This is a genomic window from Streptomyces sp. NPDC002574 (assembly GCF_042889545.1).
Taxonomy (GTDB): Bacteria; Actinomycetota; Actinomycetes; order Streptomycetales; family Streptomycetaceae; genus Actinacidiphila.
This window is the reverse complement of record NZ_JBIARB010000013.1, coordinates 41,866-59,051: the sequence shown is the minus strand read 5'-3', so window position 1 is coordinate 59,051 and position 17,186 is coordinate 41,866. Positions and strand designations below refer to the sequence as shown.

At 74.3% G+C, this 17,186-nt stretch carries 16 protein-coding genes; 4 read left to right on the top strand and 12 right to left on the bottom strand.

Annotated features, from left to right (window positions below):
• Nucleotides 1–510 precede the first annotated feature (510 nt).
• Together ACFYXS_RS29305 and ACFYXS_RS29300 are read right to left on the bottom strand one after the other, a co-directional pair.
• On the bottom strand, nt 511–1,389 hold the full coding sequence (locus tag ACFYXS_RS29305; protein WP_389253522.1) for a slipin family protein: 879 nt from the start codon (nt 1,387–1,389) through the stop codon (nt 511–513).
• Between the two features lie 89 nt (nt 1,390–1,478).
• The gene (locus ACFYXS_RS29300; RefSeq protein WP_389253520.1) at nt 1,479–2,387 is read right to left on the bottom strand and encodes a MerR family transcriptional regulator; all 909 of its coding nucleotides are present in this window, start codon (nt 2,385–2,387) and stop codon (nt 1,479–1,481) included.
• A 99-nt stretch (nt 2,388–2,486) separates the two neighbouring features.
• Between ACFYXS_RS29300 and ACFYXS_RS29295 the strand changes: the two genes are divergently transcribed.
• Complete coding sequence (locus ACFYXS_RS29295; protein ID WP_389253518.1) at nt 2,487–4,043, top strand: alpha/beta hydrolase; 1,557 nt, start codon at nt 2,487–2,489, stop codon at nt 4,041–4,043.
• A 1-nt stretch (nt 4,044) separates the two neighbouring features.
• On the opposite strand, the gene ACFYXS_RS29290 is transcribed toward ACFYXS_RS29295, so the two are convergent.
• Nucleotides 4,045–5,034 carry a helix-turn-helix transcriptional regulator gene (locus ACFYXS_RS29290; RefSeq protein WP_389253516.1) on the bottom strand — a complete coding sequence of 330 codons (990 nt, stop codon included), beginning with the start codon at nt 5,032–5,034 and terminating at the stop codon, nt 4,045–4,047.
• A 61-nt stretch (nt 5,035–5,095) separates the two neighbouring features.
• Between ACFYXS_RS29290 and ACFYXS_RS29285 the strand changes: the two genes are divergently transcribed.
• Nucleotides 5,096–6,232, top strand: coding sequence for a winged helix DNA-binding domain-containing protein (locus tag ACFYXS_RS29285; protein ID WP_389253514.1), 1,137 nt, complete (start codon nt 5,096–5,098; stop codon nt 6,230–6,232).
• A 35-nt stretch (nt 6,233–6,267) separates the two neighbouring features.
• On the opposite strand, the gene ACFYXS_RS29280 is transcribed toward ACFYXS_RS29285, so the two are convergent.
• The 4 genes from ACFYXS_RS29280 to ACFYXS_RS29265 form a co-directional block, all read right to left on the bottom strand.
• Complete coding sequence (locus tag ACFYXS_RS29280; protein ID WP_389253512.1) at nt 6,268–7,185, bottom strand: S1 family peptidase; 918 nt, start codon at nt 7,183–7,185, stop codon at nt 6,268–6,270.
• A 147-nt stretch (nt 7,186–7,332) separates the two neighbouring features.
• Nucleotides 7,333–8,394 (bottom strand): S1 family peptidase, encoded by a 1,062-nt coding sequence (locus ACFYXS_RS29275; RefSeq protein ID WP_389253510.1) that lies wholly within the window; start codon nt 8,392–8,394, stop codon nt 7,333–7,335.
• Nucleotides 8,395–8,757: 363 nt separating this feature from the next.
• A complete protein-coding gene (locus tag ACFYXS_RS29270; protein ID WP_389253508.1) occupies nt 8,758–8,898 on the bottom strand; it encodes a hypothetical protein in 141 nt (46 codons plus the stop codon).
• Nucleotides 8,899–8,902: 4 nt separating this feature from the next.
• Complete coding sequence (locus ACFYXS_RS29265; protein WP_389253506.1) at nt 8,903–10,069, bottom strand: DUF5685 family protein; 1,167 nt, start codon at nt 10,067–10,069, stop codon at nt 8,903–8,905.
• 295 nt (nt 10,070–10,364) lie between these two features.
• Here ACFYXS_RS29265 and ACFYXS_RS29260 point away from each other — a divergent pair, with 295 nt between their 5' ends.
• A complete protein-coding gene (locus ACFYXS_RS29260; RefSeq protein WP_389253503.1) occupies nt 10,365–10,814 on the top strand; it encodes a cell division protein SepF in 450 nt (149 codons plus the stop codon).
• A gap of 58 nt (nt 10,815–10,872) precedes the next feature.
• Here ACFYXS_RS29260 and ACFYXS_RS29255 read toward each other — a convergent pair whose 3' ends face one another.
• Both ACFYXS_RS29255 and ACFYXS_RS29250 read right to left on the bottom strand, forming a co-directional pair.
• Entirely contained in the window at nt 10,873–12,057 is a 1,185-nt protein-coding gene (locus ACFYXS_RS29255) for an acyl-CoA dehydrogenase family protein (protein WP_389253501.1), read from the bottom strand.
• Nucleotides 12,058–12,137: 80 nt separating this feature from the next.
• Complete coding sequence (locus ACFYXS_RS29250; protein ID WP_389253499.1) at nt 12,138–13,769, bottom strand: MFS transporter; 1,632 nt, start codon at nt 13,767–13,769, stop codon at nt 12,138–12,140.
• 504 nt (nt 13,770–14,273) lie between these two features.
• Here ACFYXS_RS29250 and ACFYXS_RS29245 point away from each other — a divergent pair.
• Nucleotides 14,274–15,278 (top strand): phosphatase PAP2 family protein, encoded by a 1,005-nt coding sequence (locus tag ACFYXS_RS29245; protein ID WP_389253497.1) that lies wholly within the window; start codon nt 14,274–14,276, stop codon nt 15,276–15,278.
• A gap of 113 nt (nt 15,279–15,391) precedes the next feature.
• Here the strand turns inward: ACFYXS_RS29245 and ACFYXS_RS29240 are convergent, their stop codons facing one another.
• From ACFYXS_RS29240 to ACFYXS_RS29230, 3 genes are all read right to left on the bottom strand, one after another.
• Nucleotides 15,392–15,616 (bottom strand): I78 family peptidase inhibitor, encoded by a 225-nt coding sequence (locus ACFYXS_RS29240; RefSeq protein ID WP_389253495.1) that lies wholly within the window; start codon nt 15,614–15,616, stop codon nt 15,392–15,394.
• A 219-nt stretch (nt 15,617–15,835) separates the two neighbouring features.
• Nucleotides 15,836–16,225, bottom strand: a complete 390-nt coding sequence (locus ACFYXS_RS29235; RefSeq protein ID WP_389253493.1) for a DUF779 domain-containing protein — start codon at nt 16,223–16,225, stop codon at nt 15,836–15,838.
• A gap of 4 nt (nt 16,226–16,229) precedes the next feature.
• Nucleotides 16,230–17,144, bottom strand: coding sequence for a bifunctional DNA primase/polymerase (locus tag ACFYXS_RS29230; RefSeq protein WP_389253491.1), 915 nt, complete (start codon nt 17,142–17,144; stop codon nt 16,230–16,232).
• Nucleotides 17,145–17,186: the final 42 nt, after the last annotated feature.

Here is a 17,186-nt window from a genome sequence, read left to right as displayed (position 1 = left end):
GCCCCCAGGTCACCGCGGAAGTGGGCACCGGGGGTCATCGGCTGTCCGTGGCCCCCGCCCTCGACGCTCTCGTCCTCCCGCGTCGTCCCCGGGGAGGCGTACCGGTCACTTCGCGCTGCGCCCCCACCCACGAAGGCGGTCACGAGACCGCCCGTTCGCCCGGCGGACCCCGGCACCGGCCGGCAGCGGGCAACTCCCCGGGCACCCCGTCCGCGATCCACCCCGTTGCGCGCACAGCGCCCCGGCCCGCGACGGCTGGGCCTGGCCGCGGGAACGACGTCCCGTATGCCCGGCGGCCGTACCCGGCGCCGGACGACAGCGGGCCGGCCTCACGGCGACCGCGGTCACAGGACGACTCGTACCCGGCGACCGAGCACTCGCCGGGGACCGGCCCCGCCGCAGGCGGCGTCGGCTCACGGGCACGGTCGCCCCACAACAGACCTTCGCCTCAGCGCCCCGCACCCGCGGCGGCCAAGCCCGGACCGCCCTGCCTCCGGCGAGCGCCCCGCGTCACACCGCGTCGGACGGCCGGGGCCGGACGCTGTCCAGCAGGGGATCGGGCAGCTCGCCGGGGACCGGTGCCGCCGCAGGCTGCGGTGCGGCGGCCGGGGCGGCGGGCGCGGCCACGGCCGGGCCCGGCTGGGTGGCGCGTTCCAGGAAGCGCAGCAGCTCCACCGGGAACGGCAGGACGAGCGTCGAGTTCTTCTCGGCGGCCACCGCGACGACCGTCTGGAGCAGCCGCAACTGCAGCGCGGCCGGGGCGTCGCCCATCACGTGCGCGGCCTGGGCCAGCTTCTTGGACGCCTGGAACTCCGCGTCCGCGTTGATGATCCGGGCCCGGCGCTCCCGCTCGGACTCGGCCTGCCGGGCCATCGAGCGCTTCATCGTCTCCGGCAGCGACACGTCCTTGATCTCGACCCGGTCGATCTGCACGCCCCAGCCGATGGCGGGGCTGTCGATCATCAGCTCCAGGCCCTGGTTGAGCTTCTCCCGGTTGGACAGCAGGTCGTCCAGGTCGCTCTTGCCGATGATGGAGCGCAGCGAGGTCTGGGCCATCTGCGAGACCGCGAAGCGGTAGTCCTCGACGTTGATGATCGCGTCGGCGGCGTTGACGACCTTGAAGTAGACCACCGCGTCGACCCGGACGGTGACGTTGTCGCGGGTGATGCCCTCCTGGGCGGGCACCGGCATCGTCACGATCTGCAGGTTCACCTTCCGCATCCGGTCGACGACCGGGACGACCATCGTGAACCCGGGTCCCCGCTCCCCGCCCCTGACCCGGCCGAGGCGGAACACCACGCCTCGCTCGAATTGCTGCACGACGCGGGCGCCGGCCAGGAAGTACAGAGCTCCGGCCGAGAGCACAGCGGCTATCAACTCGACGACCATCACGGCCCCCTGCCGTCCGGGATCGCGTACTTCCACGGTACATCGCGGTCAATCCACCGGATACGGGCGAGGATGCCCCGATCGCGCCGCTACGCGGACAGGGCGGTGCGCAGCCAGTCGTCGGCGGCGCCCGGGGTGGGCCGCGCCGGGCCCCACAGCTCCGCGGTGAGCTGCCAGTACAGGTCGGCGCGGGGATCCGCGGCGAGCAGTCCGGCCAGCAGGCGGCGGAAGGCGGGGGTGTCCCGGGTGCCGTACGCCAGGGCGTAGGCGGACACGAAGCAGTCCAGGGCGTCGCCCTCGCGCGGTTCGCGTCCGGCCAGCAGCTCCGCGGCGGCCAGGTCGTACGCCTCGCCGAGCCCCTCGTAGAGCACGGCGGGGCGGCCGCCCGCACTCGACCAGTACTCCTCGGGCCGCGGGCGCACGCTGTCGGCGCAGGAACCCGTGGTGAAGGCGTGCAGCCGGGCGAAGGCCAGCACCTGGTCGGGCGTCGGATCGGCGGGAGGTTCCGGCACCGACAACTCCAGGATCCGGCCGACCAGGTGGGCCGGGAGCCGGGGCGGCAGCCAGCGCCGCCAGAAGCGCCGCATCGGGGCCGTGCTGGGCGGGGTGGACAGCGCGCCGACCAGCCGCAGCCGGTCGGCGCGCTCCGCGGCGGCGCAGTCCCGGAGCGCGTGGAGGGCGGCCTCCCGCCAGCGCAGCGCGGACAGTTGGGTGCCGAGGTCGCGCAGCCGCCCGGCGACGGCGTCCTCCAGCGCGTCCGCCAGGGCGTCCTCGCGGTCCAGCAGCCGCCCCACGTCCGGGAGCGGCAGGTCCAGGGTGCGCAGGGAGCGGATCAGGCGGAGCCGGTCGAGCGCCTCGGGGCCGTACCGGCGGTGCCCCCCGGTGCTGCGGCCCGCCTCGGGCAGCAGGCCGCGATCGGAGTAGAAGCGGACGGTCTTGACGGTGACGCCGGCGTGCGCGGCCAGTTCCCCGATGCTCCACATGCCGTCAGGCGACACGGCTTGAACCTCCCTCAGGGGGAGCTCCTACGGTACCGGCGAGCGCGGGGACCCGGTACGCCACCGGGGCCCGCGGACCACGGCGTACGGGAGGCGTTCATGACGGTGTTCATCCTGGTGTCCGAGGCCCACACGGGCGGCTGGATCTGGCACGACGTGGCGGCGCGGCTGCGGGAGTCGGGGGCGCGGGCGCATCCGTTGACGCTCACCGGCATGGGCGGGGGCGGCGACGCGGCGGGACCGGAGACGGACCTGGAGACGCATGTCCGGGACGTGCTGCGGGTCGTCGACGAGGTGTACGGGACCGGCGGTGCCGACGGTGCCGGCGACGCGTCCGAGGTGGTGCTCGTCGGCCACGGCTATGGCATCCACCCGGTGCTCGGCGCCGCCGACCGCCGCCCGGAGCGGATCGCCCGCGTCGTCCACCTGGACGCGGGGATGCCGGGGGACGGCGACCCGGCGCTCTCGCTGGTGCCCGACCCGGCGGTCCACGAGCGGCTGCGGCACGCCCCCGGGCTGCCCGCGGACGACGGCCCCGTCGCCCCGCCCGGCCAGGACGGATGGCAGCGGTGGGGCAGCCTCGACGGTGTCCCGGAGGAGGCGCTGGCCCGGCTGACCCGGCTCGCCGCGCCGCAGCCCGCGGGCACGCTCACCCGGCCGCTGCGGCTGTCCGGGGCGGCGGCCAAGGTGCCGTCGACCGGGATCCTGTGCACGGCCAACGGGTCGGACATCGCCAGGGTCGAGGCCCTGGTCGGCTTCGGGGACCCGCGGCTGCGGGCGCTCGTCGACCCGCGGGTCACCTTCTTCGAACTCGCCACCGGGCACTGGCCGATGCTCTCCGTCCCCGGCGAACTGGCCGACACGCTCCTGCGGGCCGCGGCGGGCGAGGGGCACCGGCTCGGCGGCTCGGCGGGGGCGGCGGGCGAACTCCCGCCCCACCTGCGGCCCTTCCTGATGGACCTGCCGGAGCGGCCCCGCGAGCGCCACGGCCGGGTCGACCTCCACCTGCCGGACGCCGACGGCCCGCGGCCCGCGGTGGTCCTCGTCCACGGCGGGCCGGTACCCGCGGGCGCGCGGCCGACGCCGCGCGACTGGCCCTCCTTCGTCGGCTACGGCCGGTACCTGGCCGGGCTGGGCGCGGTCTGCGCGACCGTGGACCACCGGCTGCACGGCATGGCCGACTTCGCGCGCGCCGCGGACGACATCGCCGGGGCGGTGGACCTGGTCCGCGCCGACCCCCGTGTCGACGGCGACCGCGTCGCACTGTGGTTCTTCTCCGTCGGCGGACTGCTCGCGGCGGACTGGCTCGCCGCCCCGCCGGCCTGGCTGCGGTGCGTCGCGGCCAGCTACCCCGTGCTCGCGCCCGTGCCGAACTGGGGCGCGGTGGAGCCCCGTTTCCGGCCCGCGACCGCGCTGCGCACGGCCGGTCCCCTGCCGGTGGTGCTGACCCGCGCGGGCCGGGAGGCGCCGGACATCGCCCGCACGGTCGCGGGCTTCCTCGCCGCCGCCGAGGAGTGCGGCGCCCGCGTCGAGGTGGTCGACGTGCCCCACGGCCGCCACGGCTTCGAGACCCTCGACCCCACCCCGGAGTCCCGGGCCGCCGTCACCCGCGCCGCCGGCTCCGTCCTCCGGCACCTCGGCCTGCCCACTCCGTGATCTACGCGTCCCCGCCTGTCCCGTCCGCCCCGTCCGCCCCGCCCGCGCCCCGGGCCAGGCGGGCGGCGACGTCGCGGAGGTGGGCGGCCAGTTCGGGGGGTTCGTGGACCTCGAAGTCGACGCCGAGCGTGCCGATGTAGAGGGCGAGGACGTCCAGGTACTCCGCGCCCGTGCGCAGCAGGCAGCGGTCGGGTCCTGAGGCCTCGATGGTGGCGAAGCCCCAGGAGGCCCGTTCGGCCAGGGACTCGGCGGAGGCGTGCAGGGTCACGACCGCCTGGTGCCGGTAGGCGCGGGAGGTGACGCCCCGGGCGACGTAGGAGGCGGCGTCCATGGGCGGCCGGCGGGGGGTGAACCGCGGCCCGGTGGGCGCCTTGGGGTCCATGCGGTCGACGCGGAAGGTGCGCCAGTCCTGGCGGTCGGTGTCCCAGGCCAGCAGGTACCAGCGGCGGCCGTGGTGGACGAGGCTGTGCGGCTCGACGCTGCGGCGGCCGGCGGTGCCGTCGTGCGTGAGGTAGTCGAACCGGAGCCGTTCACGGTCGCGGCAGGCCGCGCCGATCAGGGCCAGGACGTCCGGCGCCACGGTGCCGGCCGGCGCGGGGGGACGTGAGACGGCGACCGCGCCCATGGCCTGGACCCGGTGCCGGAGCCGGGACGGCAGCACCTGCTCCAGCTTGGCCAGGGCCCGCAGGGACGTCTCCTCGATGCCCTCGACGCTGCCGCCCGCGCCCGTGCGCAGGCACAGGGCGACGGCGATCGCTTCTTCGTCGTCCAGCAGGAGCGGGGGCAGGGCGGCACCCGCGCCCAGCCGGTAGCCGCCGGCGGTGCCGGGGGTGGCGTGCACGGGGTAGCCGAGCGCGCGCAGGCGTTCCACGTCCCGGCGCACGGTCCGGGCCGTGACCTCGAGGCGCTCGGCCAGTTCGGGTCCGGTCCAGTCACGCCGTGACTGGAGCAGGGAGAGCAGCCGCAGCAAGCGGGCGGAGGTTTCCAGCACGGCCCCAGTCTGGCAGCCGATGCGGACAGGTCCTGACCGCATGGGTGGATACGGTGCAGCCATGGAGACGCAGACCGTTCCCGAGGGCACCGTCCTGGACCGCCGCACCCTCAACCGCTCGCTGCTGGCCCGCCAGTTCCTGCTGCGCCGCGCGGACGTGAGCGCGGAACACGTGGTCGGGCACCTGGTGGGGCTCCAGGCGCAGGAGCCGCAGGACCCGTACGTGGCGCTGTGGTCGCGGATCGCGGACTTCGCGCCGGACGAGCTGTCGGGGATGCTGGCGGACCGCCGCGCGGTGCGCATGTCCTTGCTGCGCTGGACCGTCCACCTGGTGACGGCCGAGGACTGCATGGTGCTGCGGCCGGTGGTCCAGGGCGTCCTCGAGCGGCGGCTGCTCGGGCAGTTCCGGCGGCAGTTGGCCGGGCTGGACCTCGCGGAGGTCGCCGAGGCGGGCCGCGCGCTCCTGGCCCCCGGCCCGCTCCCGGTGAGCCGGCTCGGTGACGGTCTGCGGGAGCGGTGGCCGGACCGCGAACGGCTCCCGCTGAGCCTGGCGGTGACCGCCCGCGTGCCGACGGTCCAGCCACCGCCGCGCGGGCTGTGGCGGACCTCGGGCACCGCCCTGCAGACCCCGGCGGAGCGGTGGCTCGGCCGCGCCTTCGACTTCGCCGGGGGCGCCGCCCCGGACCGGACCGTACTGCGGTACCTCGCCGCGTTCGGCCCCGCGACGGTCAAGGACGTCGCCGTGTGGTCCGGGCTCACGGGCGTGCGCGCGGTGGTCGACCGGCTCCGTCCCGGTCTGCGGGTCTACCGCGACGAGAACGGCGCCGAGTTGTACGACGTCCCCGGCGCGCCCTTCCCCGCTCCCGGGACACCGACGCCGCCCCGCTTCCTCCCCCAGTACGACAACATCGCGCTGTCGCACGCCGACCGCTCGCGGATCGTGCTGCCTGCCCCCCACGCCGGCGCTCCCGTCCCCGCCCTCCCGGGCAGCGGCAGCAACCGCGGTTTCTTCCTCCACGACGGCTTCGTCCACGGACTGTGGCGGATCGAGTCCTCGCGCGGCGCGGCCGTCCTCCACGTCCTGCCGCACGCGCCGCTCCCCCGCGCGGCGCGCGACGCGCTCGCCGCGGAGGGCGAGCGCCTGCTGGCGTTCGCGGCGCCGGGGACGACGGGACGGGAGGTGCGCTTCACGGCGTGAGCACCGCCGGGCGCGCGCCTCCCGTCCCCCGGCGGTCAGTAGACGGCGACCCGGTACGCCTTCAGCACCTCGGGCAGCGGCTGGTAGAAGGTCGTGCCGCCGTTCGTGCAGTCGCCGCTGCCGCCCGACGTCAGGCCGAGCGCCTTCGTGCCGTCGTACAACGGGCCCCCGGAGTCGCCGGGTTCGGCGCATATGTCGGTGCGGATGAGCCCGCGGACGATGTCGCCGCCGCCGTAGTTGACGGTGAAGCCGAGTCCGGTGACGGTGCCGCTGTGCACGCCGGTGGTGGAGCCCGCGCGCTTGACGGCTTCGCCCACGTACGCCGCGGCGGCCTTCCGGATGTCCTGCCCGCCGACCTTGCCGGGGTGGCCCTTGGCCGAGTCGTACCGCACGAGGGCGTAGTCGTCGCCCGGGTAGCGGTGGGCGACGGTGGTCCCGAGCGGGCGGGCCCGGGCGGCGTCGGCGTACCAGCGGTCCGTGGCCGCACCGCAGTGACCGGCCGTCAGGAAGTAGGAGACGCCCCCGGAGCGGACGTTGAAGCCGACCGAACAGCGGAAGCCGACGCCGTAGGCCGCCGTGCCGCCCTCTGCGGCGAAGTGACGGAAGGCACCGGGGGCCCGTTCGAAGCGGACGGCGCCGTCGAACGGGCCGGCCGCGCGGCGCAGCGTGTCGAGCCCGGCGCGGGAGACCGTCGCGTCGGTCACGACGACCAGGGTGCCGCTGCCGGGGTCGACGGACCAGGCGCTGCCGGGCACGTCGGCGGACTCCGCCGCGCGGACCGCCGCGGCGAGATGAGCGGGCGAGGCCCGGCCGCCGGGGGCCGCCTGCGCGGTGGGCAGGGCGAGCACGGTGGCCGCGAGCAGGACGAGCACACCGGCCGGCACGGCGAGGTGCCCCGCCCGTCCGGCGGTACCGCTGCGTGAAGTGGTGTTCCTGCGCCCCTTGTTCCTCATTTATTCCCCCCTACGAGGTTATGCGGTGCCTCGCGGAGTATTGCGACCATACGGCTTGCGGACAAGAGGGCCATACGGCGATGTGCCCGGCGGCCGAGGCCGCCGGGCACATCAGGGACGAGAGGGTGGGCGTGGTGCCCGGGTGGGTCAGAAGACGCTGACGCCGTAGGCGCTCAGGGCCTCGGTGACCGGCTGGAAGAACGTGGTGCCGCCGCTGGAGCAGTTGCCGCTGCCGCCCGAGGTGAGACCGAGCGCGATTCCGCCGGAGGTGTACATGGCACCGCCGGAGTCGCCGCCCTCGGCGCAGACGTTGGTGCGGATCATCTGGTAGACCACGTCGCCGTTGCCGTAGTTGACGGTGGCGTTGAGGCCGGTGACCGAACCACTGTGGATGCCGGTGGTGGAACCGTCCCGCAGGACGGCCTGGCCCACGAAGGCGTTGCCGGCGCTGGTGATGTCGGTGTTGCCGGCCGTGCCGCCCTTGGCGATCGAGGTGTTGGTGTACCGGACCAGCGCGTAGTCGTTGGTCGGGAAGCTGTAGCCGACGTTGGTGCCGAGCACCGAGGACTGGCTCGAGTTGGAGTACCAGGTCGAGGCGACCTCGCCGCAGTGGCCGGCGGTCAGGAAGTAGTTCGTGCTGCCGCTGCGGACGTTGAAGCCGAGCGAGCAGCGGTACCCGCCGCCGTAGATGGCGTCGCCGCCGGCGATCAGCCGCTTGAAGGTGCCCGCCGTGCGCTTGAAGGTGACGGCCGCGCCGTAGGGGGCGGTGGCCTGCTGCACCTTGGAGAGCTCGGCACTGCTGACCGTGCTGTCGGCCGTGATCTCCAGGCGGTTGCTCTTGGGGTCGATGACCCACGAGGTGCCCGCGACGTCCGCGGCCAGCGCGGCGTTGCCGGCCTGGTTCAGCTGCGCGGTGCTGTGCGCGACGAGCTTGGGCACGGCGCCGGCGGCACTGACGGCCTGGGCGGCCTTGCTGGTGGTGACGTTGACGACCATGGCCTTGGCCTGGGCGTCGTAGTACGAACCGGCCGTGGAGCCGGTACCCAGCGACGCGGCGAGCGCCGTGGCGGCCTCCGGCGAGGCCTTGGGGGACGGTGCGGCCTGGGCGGCGGGCAGGGTGAGCGCGGTGGCCGCGAGCAGACCGGACGCGATGGCGATCAGCCGTACGCGTCTGGGGGCGGGAGTGTGCGTCGTGCGCTTGATCCTCACGCTTGTCCTCCTGTGGGGGAACGGAAGTTGACCCGCGTAGCGCGGGCCGGTGAGGCGCAGCGGGACGCCGCCACCGTGGGGGATGGCGTGCCCCTGTCAAGCTGCGCACTCGGGAGTATTCAAGAGCCGTGCACAAGCGCACAAGGGCAGGTTTCGGCCGACCGCCCCTCGTGGGGCTCCGCGACCCCGCGGGACGGGACGACCGCGGCACGGCGGCGACCGGCCCCGTATCGCCTGGTGGGCGCGGTTCCCCTCGGCGGCACCCGCCGCGCGGGCGGGCGCCCGGCCGCGTGGCGCGAACGGGGCGGGAACGGGGCGGGAAGCCGGCGGACAGGAACCGTGTCCTGCCCGCGCGGTTCCGCCTCAGCGCCGTCCGGCCGGCCGGGGCAGGCCCAGGTGCTCGCGCAGCGTGGCGCCCGGAGGGAAGCGGCGCAGCAGCCCGGGGTCACGGCCGCGCGGGCACGCGGCGCGTCCCGGGCCGCCGCCGCGCTCTGCCTCCCTCACCGGTTCAGCAGTCGCACCCGCAGCAGTCACAACCATCGCAACCGTCACAGCAATCGCAGCAGTCCCCGCATCCCGAGCAGTCGCAGCTGGAGCACCAGCCCTCGCGCCGCTTGCCCGACCAGGGGTCCTCGTAGTGGTCCCGGCAGCAGATCTGGCACGTGCAGCACAGTGCCGACCACACCGCGCACCCGGCGAGCAACCCGCGCCCCGGGCCGGGCCGGTGCGGGGGTTCGGGGGTGAGCCAGGGCGACGCCGGCTGCCCCGGGCCGCCCGGGGACTGGTGCGCGCACGACGCGCCGAAGGCGCGCTCCACGGAGCGGCGCAGTTCGTGCGCCAGCAGTTCATGGGTGAGCCGGCCGTCGGTGAACTCCGCGTCCCGCAGCGCCAGTCGTACGCCGTGCACGGCGTCGTCGCACAGCCGGCGGGCCTCGTCCAGGCCGGTGCCGGTGGCGGCCAGCGGGTTCCAGGCGCCCGCGGCGGCGTCCGCGTCCAGGTCCTCCACCGCGTCCAGCAGATGGGCCAGCCGGCCGAAGAGACGGCCAGCCTCCTCCAGCGGCGCGCGGTTGTCCGGCCGTCCGGCCAGCACCGCGGTGTGGCCGAAGGCCGCGGCCGTCGCGGTCTCGGTGGGCTCGGTGACGGTCAGCAGCGGGGTGCCGGCACCCGCCGCGGCCTCGATGGCGGTCTGCCGGTCGACGGCGTCCACCAGCACCGCGGTGTCGAAGCCGAGCGCCGATCCGGTCGCGGCACCGGCGCGGTCCCAGCGCCGTGCCACCGTGCGCGCCGCCGCGGCCATCGGGCGCCGCGCCAGCAGTCCGTCGCCGTCGGCCACGTGGTCGCGCATCTTCGCCGAGGCCAGCACCAGGGACACCGCCGCGGCCAGTCGCGCGCCCTCCCCCTCGGCGACCGGCGCGGTCCGCATGGCCCGCAGCGGGCACGGCCCGGCGGTCCTGCGGGACACGGCGGCTCCCCGCGTGCCGCCCGCACCGTCCGCACCCGCCGTCTGCCCCTCGACCAGCACCGAGATGATCAGGGCGTCGTAATTGGTGGCGGCGCGGGCCAGTTGCCCGTGCTCGTCCCGCAGGGCGAGGCAGAGCCCGCACAGATGGGCCACCCAAGAGGTGCGCAACGTCTCCGGCAGCCGGTGCCGGCACGGCCTGACGATTCCGAACATCGCTTCCCCCACACGTCCTGTGCCGCGATGGACCACCTCATCGGCTGGTCATGTTATACGTCAGCCGATACGGCTATCCGGCCGTGCGGCGTCACCCTCCCGGGCGGCAAACTTTCCGATGATCCGTCAGATGCCCGTATCGCCTGCGTCAACCGGGTACTTCCGGGCAGATTAATGCACCAGGTATGTCACGAATCCCCTCCCTGCCGGGTATCCACTTGGCGCATCCTCCGCATCATGGACGACGATAGGGATGCGGACGGCAAACTGACCGTGTGTGAGAGAGGAGGCGTCCATGGGTTCGGTACGACGCGCGAGCGCCTGGCTGGGCCTCGTCGACGACAACGGCGGCGAGGAGTACTACGACGAGGAGTACGCCGACTACGGCGAGGGCGCCGAGGCGTCCCCGAGCGACTCCTGGGTCACCGACCCCCGTGTGCGCGTGGCCTCCGAGTCGGCGCAGGAGCAGGGGCGTCGCATCGCCACGGTCACCCCGGACGGCTTCCGGGACGCCCGCGGCATCGGCGAGCTCTTCCGGGAGGGCGTCCCGGTCATCGTCAACCTCACGGCCATGGACTCCGCCGACGCCAAGCGCGTGGTGGACTTCGCGGCCGGCCTCACCTTCGGCCTGCGCGGTTCCATCGACCGTGTGGCCAACCGGGTCTTCCTGCTGACCCCGCCCGACTACCTCGTCGTCAACGCCGACAGCAGGCGCGGCGGCGACGGCTTCTTCAACCAGAACTGAGGCCGCTCCGGGGCGCCCCCGCCCCCGGAGCCGGCCGCCCCCGGGCCCGTCAGCGCCGTCAGCGGAAGGCGTCGAGGCCCGTGAGCGCCTTGCCCAGCACGAGTTGGTGCATCTCCACCGTGCCCTCGTAGGTGAGCACCGACTCCAGGTTGGTGGCGTGCCGCATCACCGGGTACTCCAGCGAGATCCCGTTCGCACCCAGGATCGTCCGGGCCGTGCGGCAGATCTCGATCGCCTCGCGGACGTTGTTGAGCTTGCCGAAGCTGACCTGCTCGGGCCGCAGCGTGCCCGCGTCCATCCGGCGGCCCAGGTGGTGCGCGAGCAGGATGCCCTTGTGCAGTTCGACCGCCATGTCGGCGAGCTTGGCCTGGGTGAGCTGGAAGCCGCCGATCGGCCGCCCGAACTGCTCGCGCGTCCGCGCGTACTCCAGTGCCGACTCGAAGCTGCTGCGGGCGGCGCCCATCGCACCCCAGACGATGCCGTACCGGGCGTGGTTGAGGCAGCTGAGCGGCCCGCCCAGGCCGGTGGCGCCGGGGAGCACCGCGTCGGCCGGCAGGCGGACGTCGTCCATGACCAGTTCGCTGGTGACCGAGGCGCGCAGCGACCACTTGTGGGTGATCTCCGGCGCCGAGAAGCCGGGGGTGTCGGTGGGGACGGCGAAGCCGCGGATGCCCTCGTCGGTGCGGGCCCAGACGACGGCGACCCCGGCGACCGAGCCGTTGGTGATCCACATCTTGCGGCCGTTGAGGACCCAGTCGGAGCCGTCGCGCTTGGCGTACGTGCGCATGCCGGCCGGGTCGGAGCCGTGGTCGGGTTCGGTGAGGCCGAAGCAGCCGATCACCTCGCCCGCCGCCATACGCGGCAGCCATCGCTGCTTCTGCTCCTCGGAGCCGAAGCGGTGGACGGCGTACATCGCCAGCGAGCCCTGGACCGAGACCAGCGAGCGGATGCCCGAGTCGGCCGCCTCCAGTTCCAGGCAGGCCAGGCCGTACTGGACGGCGCTGGCGCCGGCACAGCCGTAGCCGGTCAGCGACATCCCGAGCGCCCCGATCGAACCGAGCTCACGGGCCAGTTCGCGGATCACCGGCAGTTCGCCGCGCTCGTACCACTGCGCCACGTGCGGCAGCACACGGTCGGCGGCCCAGGCGCGCACGGTGTCCCGCACGGCGCGCTCCTCGTCGCCGAGCAGGTCGTCGAGACCCAGCGGGTCGTACGGGTCGAACGGCGGTTTTCCAGCGGACATCGTCGTCCCTCCGGTGATCACGGTGCTTCACGCCCGAAGCTACTTGCGCGGCGGTGCCGGGTAAAGACCCCGCTCCCGGCTCAGCGGGACGCCTCCACGGTCGCCATCGCGTGCTCGCGCGGCGCGGGGACCCCGGTGGGCGCGGAGGCCGTCGTGTGCCGGGCGGCGCACTCCATGCGGCGCGGCAGCCGCAGCGCGGCCACCGCCCCCAGCAGGAGCAGCCCGGCGCTGACGGCGAGGGTGATGTGCATGCCGTGCACGAAGGCGTGCCGGGCGGCGTGCCGCAGCGAGGCGCCCGCGGTCCCACCGAGACGGTCGGAGACCTTGTACGCCTCGCCGAGCGACTTGCCGGCCGCGGCCCCCGCGTCGGCGGGCACCCCGGGGGTCCGGGCGACGCCCGGCGCGTAGGCGGCGTTCATGACACTGCCGAGCAGGGCGATGCCCAGGCCCGCCCCCAGCTGGTACGAGGTCTCACCGATCGCGGCGGCGCCGCCCGCCTGCTCGGCCGGGGCCTCGCTCAGCATCGACTCGTACGCCGCGAACAAGGTGGTCTCCAGCCCGAAGCCGAGCAGCACGAAGCAGCTCGTCAACACCCAGGGCCGGTCGTGCTGACCCATGAGGGTGAGTCCGAGCACGGCGCCCGCGGTGACCACGAAGCCGCCCGCGACCATGGCCCGCGGGCCGAAGCGGGCGAGCACCCGGGACCCGAGCAGTCCGGCGCCCATGGCGGCGAAGGTCAGCGGCAGCAGCCGCAGCCCGGTCTCCAGGGGGCTGAGGCCGAGCACGAGCTGGAGGTACTGGACGGCGATGAGCTCCAGGCCGACCAGGGCGAGCAGCGCGAGGACGATGCACCCCACGGAGGTGCCGAAGGCCGGGCGGCGGAACATCCCTATGTCGATCAGCGGGTGCTCGCGGCGGTTCTGCCGCCGTACGAAGAACACCAGCAGCAGGCAGCCGCCCAGCAGCGGCACCAGCACGGAGGGCTCGTACACGGCGGCCCCGCCGCCGAGCCGCTTCACGCCGAGGATCGCGCCGAGCACACCGAAGGCCGCCATCAGCGCGCCGACCACGTCCCACGGGCCGTCCTGCTCGCCGCGCGACTCCGGCAGCAGCCAGCGGGCGACCGGGAGGATGACCACCATCAGCGGGATGTTGATCAGGAAGACCGAGCCCCACCAGAAGTTCTCGACGAGGAAACCGCCGAGGACCGGCCCGACCGCCGCGCCGACGGCGGCGACGGCGCTCCACACGCCGATGGCCACCGCCCGCTCCCGGCGGTCCGGGAAGACCTGCCGCAGGATCGACAGCGTCGCCGGCATGATCATGGCGCCGCCGACGCCGAGCAGCGCCCGGGCCCCGATCAGGATCTCCGGCGTGGGGGCGAAGGCCGCCACGGCCGAGGCGACGGCGAAGATCGCATATCCCAGCAGCAGGATGCGGCGTCTGCCGACCCGGTCGCCGAGGGTGCCGAAGAGGATCAGCAGGGACGCGGCGACGAGCGGATAGGCGTCGACGATCCACAGCAGCCCTATCGCACTGGGCCGCAGATCCTCGCTCACGGCGGGGACGGCGACGTGCAGCACGGTCGCGTCGAGCGCGACGAGCAGCAGACTGATGCAGAGGACGATGAGGACGGTCCAGCGGCTGACCGGCCTGTGGCGCCGGGGGACGGCGGCCGGACCGGGGACGCCGGCCGAGGTCGTCCCTGTCATGTACGTACCTCCCAGCGGTGCGCTCGCGGTGCGGCCGGGCAGGACATGGGGGACGGTCCCGGGGGAACCCAGCGACGAGGGCGAGTGAAATCGCCACACTACGCGAGTCCCGGCGGCCGTTGGAGGGCGCGGGGAACGTTCGGACGTGGTCCCCGTCACGCCCGAATCCCGCACGGCGGACCTGCCGGACATGTCCCGCCATCCGCGCCGGAGCCGGCCGGTCACCGACTGTGATCATGAACGGCAGGCGAACGCCATGACAACTCATGGGGAAAGCCTCGGATAATCATCGATAAACCGGGGCCGAGAAAATCGAACGCGGGATTTTCCATGATCGGGCGAACCGCCTTCCAAACGCGAAATCCAGGAGTTCGCGCATTTGGCTCAATGCACCCCGCGGGAGTACCTCCAATGGGTGCACTGAGACGCAGTCCACATCACATCGTCATTACGAAGGGGCTCTTCAGGCCGAACTCACCCATCACACGCTGTAACGTCGATTGAGTGCGTACCGATGACAAGCTCCGCCGTCCGGCGAAGCCCGAGACAGCCCAGGCGCTCCCGCGCATGAGCCGAACACGCGGACTGCTGTTCGGTTCGACGCTGGTGGCGTATGTGGCCATCGTCGTAGCCGTGCTGACCACGTCCAAGCTCGTGACCTTGGACTGGCAGGTCATGATGTTCCGGCCGTACAAGCACTGGCCGCAGGTCCACGCCTTCCTCGACTACTTCGTCGTCCTGGGCCAGCGCGGCCCCACCGCCGTGATCGTGGCGGTCTGGCTGGGCTGGCGCGGCTGGCGCCAGCGCACCCTGCACCCGCTGCTGGTGCTGGGCACCTCGCTGCTGCTGCTGAACGTCACCGTGGGATCCGTGAAGTACGGGCTGGGCAGGCTCGGCCCCCACTACGCGACCACCGCCGGATCCGCCGAGCTCTTCGCCGGCGGCGATATATTTCCTTCCGGCCACACCGCCAACGCCGTCGTGACCTGGGGCGTCCTCGCCTACCTGGCCACCACGCCGTGGGTCCGCCGGGTGACCTCGGTCATCGCGGCGCTGCTCGCCCTGGGCGTCGGCATGACCACCATCTACCTGGGCACCCACTGGGTGAGCGACGTGCTGCTCGGCTGGGCCGCCGGCCTGCTGATCCTGCTGGCGCTGCCCTGGTTCGAGCCCCTGATGGCCTCCTCCGAGCAGTGGATCAGGACCGTCTGGGCCCGCCGGCGGGGCGCCGCCGTGCTGGCCGCCACCATCCGGCCGGCCAGCCCGGCCATGGCGGCCCCGCAGGTCGCGGACGGCTCCGAGGCGGACCGGGACAGCCTGGTGGTCAGCGGCCGCACGCCGAACGCGGCACCGGGCGCAGGGCACCACGCGGCCCGTCCGCACCCCACCCGCCACGAGCGCAGCCCGGTCACCCCGGCCGGCAGCCGCCGCCCGCCCGCCGAGCGCGCCGCACGGCCGGGCCCGCTCGGGCAGAGCGGCGCGGGGCGCGGCCGCGGCACCGCGGGCTGACCCCGGGGGCCCGCCGGTACGCACCCGGCACGCCCCCACGTCGTACGGCGACGGCCCCGGCACCCCTCCCAGGGGTGCCGGGGCCGTCGCCGTACGCAGGGGCCTGGAGCGCGTCAGCCGGACCAGCAGCGGGTCACCCGGCCGCCGTCGACGGTGAAGTTCAGCCGCCCGGCGCGGTACTCCATGGTGATGATCGCGCCCGGCGGGAGGGAGCGGACGGTGGCCCAGCCACGCTCCGTGGCACGGCGCTCGGCCTCGTCCGCCGCGAGGCCGACATAGGCGTCCGGCGGGTCCTGGGGATGCGATGCGGGGGGCGTGCCGCCCGGGTCGGTAGCCATGTGAGCCACGGTAGGCGCATACGAGCCGTGACGGAAGACACGCCGACGCGCCATCGTCACACTTCTGTCACAGGATACCGGGACGCGTTTGGCGTGCACCGTTCACGCGGTCGGCACCCGGTTTTCCAATCCCCCCTCGAATTCACGCCATCCGTCGCCGATATCACCGTGTCCGGGGATCCCGGAATTACCGAAAACGGCCCTCACACTTCCCTCACATCACATCCCCAGAGCCGCCAGCTCATCGTCGGTCAGCAACCGTGACCTAATGAGAAACCGGTTGCCGGTCGGCGCCTCGAGCGAGAAGCCGCTGCCGCGCCCCGGCACCACATCGATCGTCAGATGCGTGTGGCTCCAGTAGGCGAACTGGTCCCGCGACATCCACACCGGCACCGGGTCGATGCCGGGGACACCCAGGTCACCCAGGTGCACGTCGGAGTCCCCGGTGAGGAACTCCCCCCGCGGGTAGCACATCGGCGAACTGCCGTCGCAGCAGCCGCCGGACTGATGGAACATCAACGGGCCGTGCTCGTCCGCCAGGCGCCGCAGCAGATCCGCGGCGTCCTCGGTGATCCCGACCCGGCCGGTGCTCGATACGGTGGAGGTCATAACGTCAGCGTGCTCCCGCGACGCCCGGGCCGCCAGACCCCCGCAGGACATGTCTGCGCGCCGAGCCCACCGTGGCGGCCGCCTCGCGCTCGGACAGGCCGGTACGGACGGCGGCGCCGACCATCTCGGCCGCCACGTCCTCGCCGTGACCGTTCTCGAAGGCCCGGCAGGCGGCCCAGAACAGCCGCTCGTTGCGCTCCCCCTCCAGCGAGCCGAGGACGAAGCGGATCAGCGGGCCCGCGGTGTCCGCGCCCACGCCCCGTGCCCTCCCGGCCCTGGCGGCCCCGGCGCGCGCCGCCCACGGCTTCGGCGACGGCGTCATGAGCAGCCGCAGCAGCCGGCGCGGCACCGCGGCGGGCGGCATGGACGCGGTCGGCGGGTCCCAGCGGTAGCGGCCGGCGACGGTCACCGAGCCCGGCCCCACCAGGTAACCGCCGCTGCCGCGCACGTCGATGCCGCGGCCGAGCCGGCTCACCGAGTTGGGGACGACGACCTCCGCCGGGCCGGTGAGCCACAGGTGCCGTCCCCCGCTCGGGGTGAGCACCGTGCGCGTCCACGGCACCGCGAAGCCCTGCCGCGCCGCCAGGTCCACCAGGTCGGCGAAGCCGTCGGCACCGCCCTTGCGGTCCAGATCGAGCCCTATCAGGTAGTGCGGCGGGCGGCCGCAGGCGATCCCGTACCCCGAGGCCCAGGGCGCCGCCGCGAACAGCTCGGCGATCCGCACGGGGTCGGTGGAGGCGTCGTGCACCCCGTGCCCGAACCGTCCGCACTGGCCGCGGCACATCCCGCCGCCGGTCTCACCGCGGTGCGGCGACCGCACGGCGGGCAGCTTGGTACGGGACAGCGGGATGACCGGGAAGCCGCGCCGGGCGGCCGCGAGCGCGCAGGCGAGCGCGCGGTGGAAGTCCGGGTGCGTCACGGGGTGCCCCCCTCGCTGCGCTACGGCATGACATCTTTATCG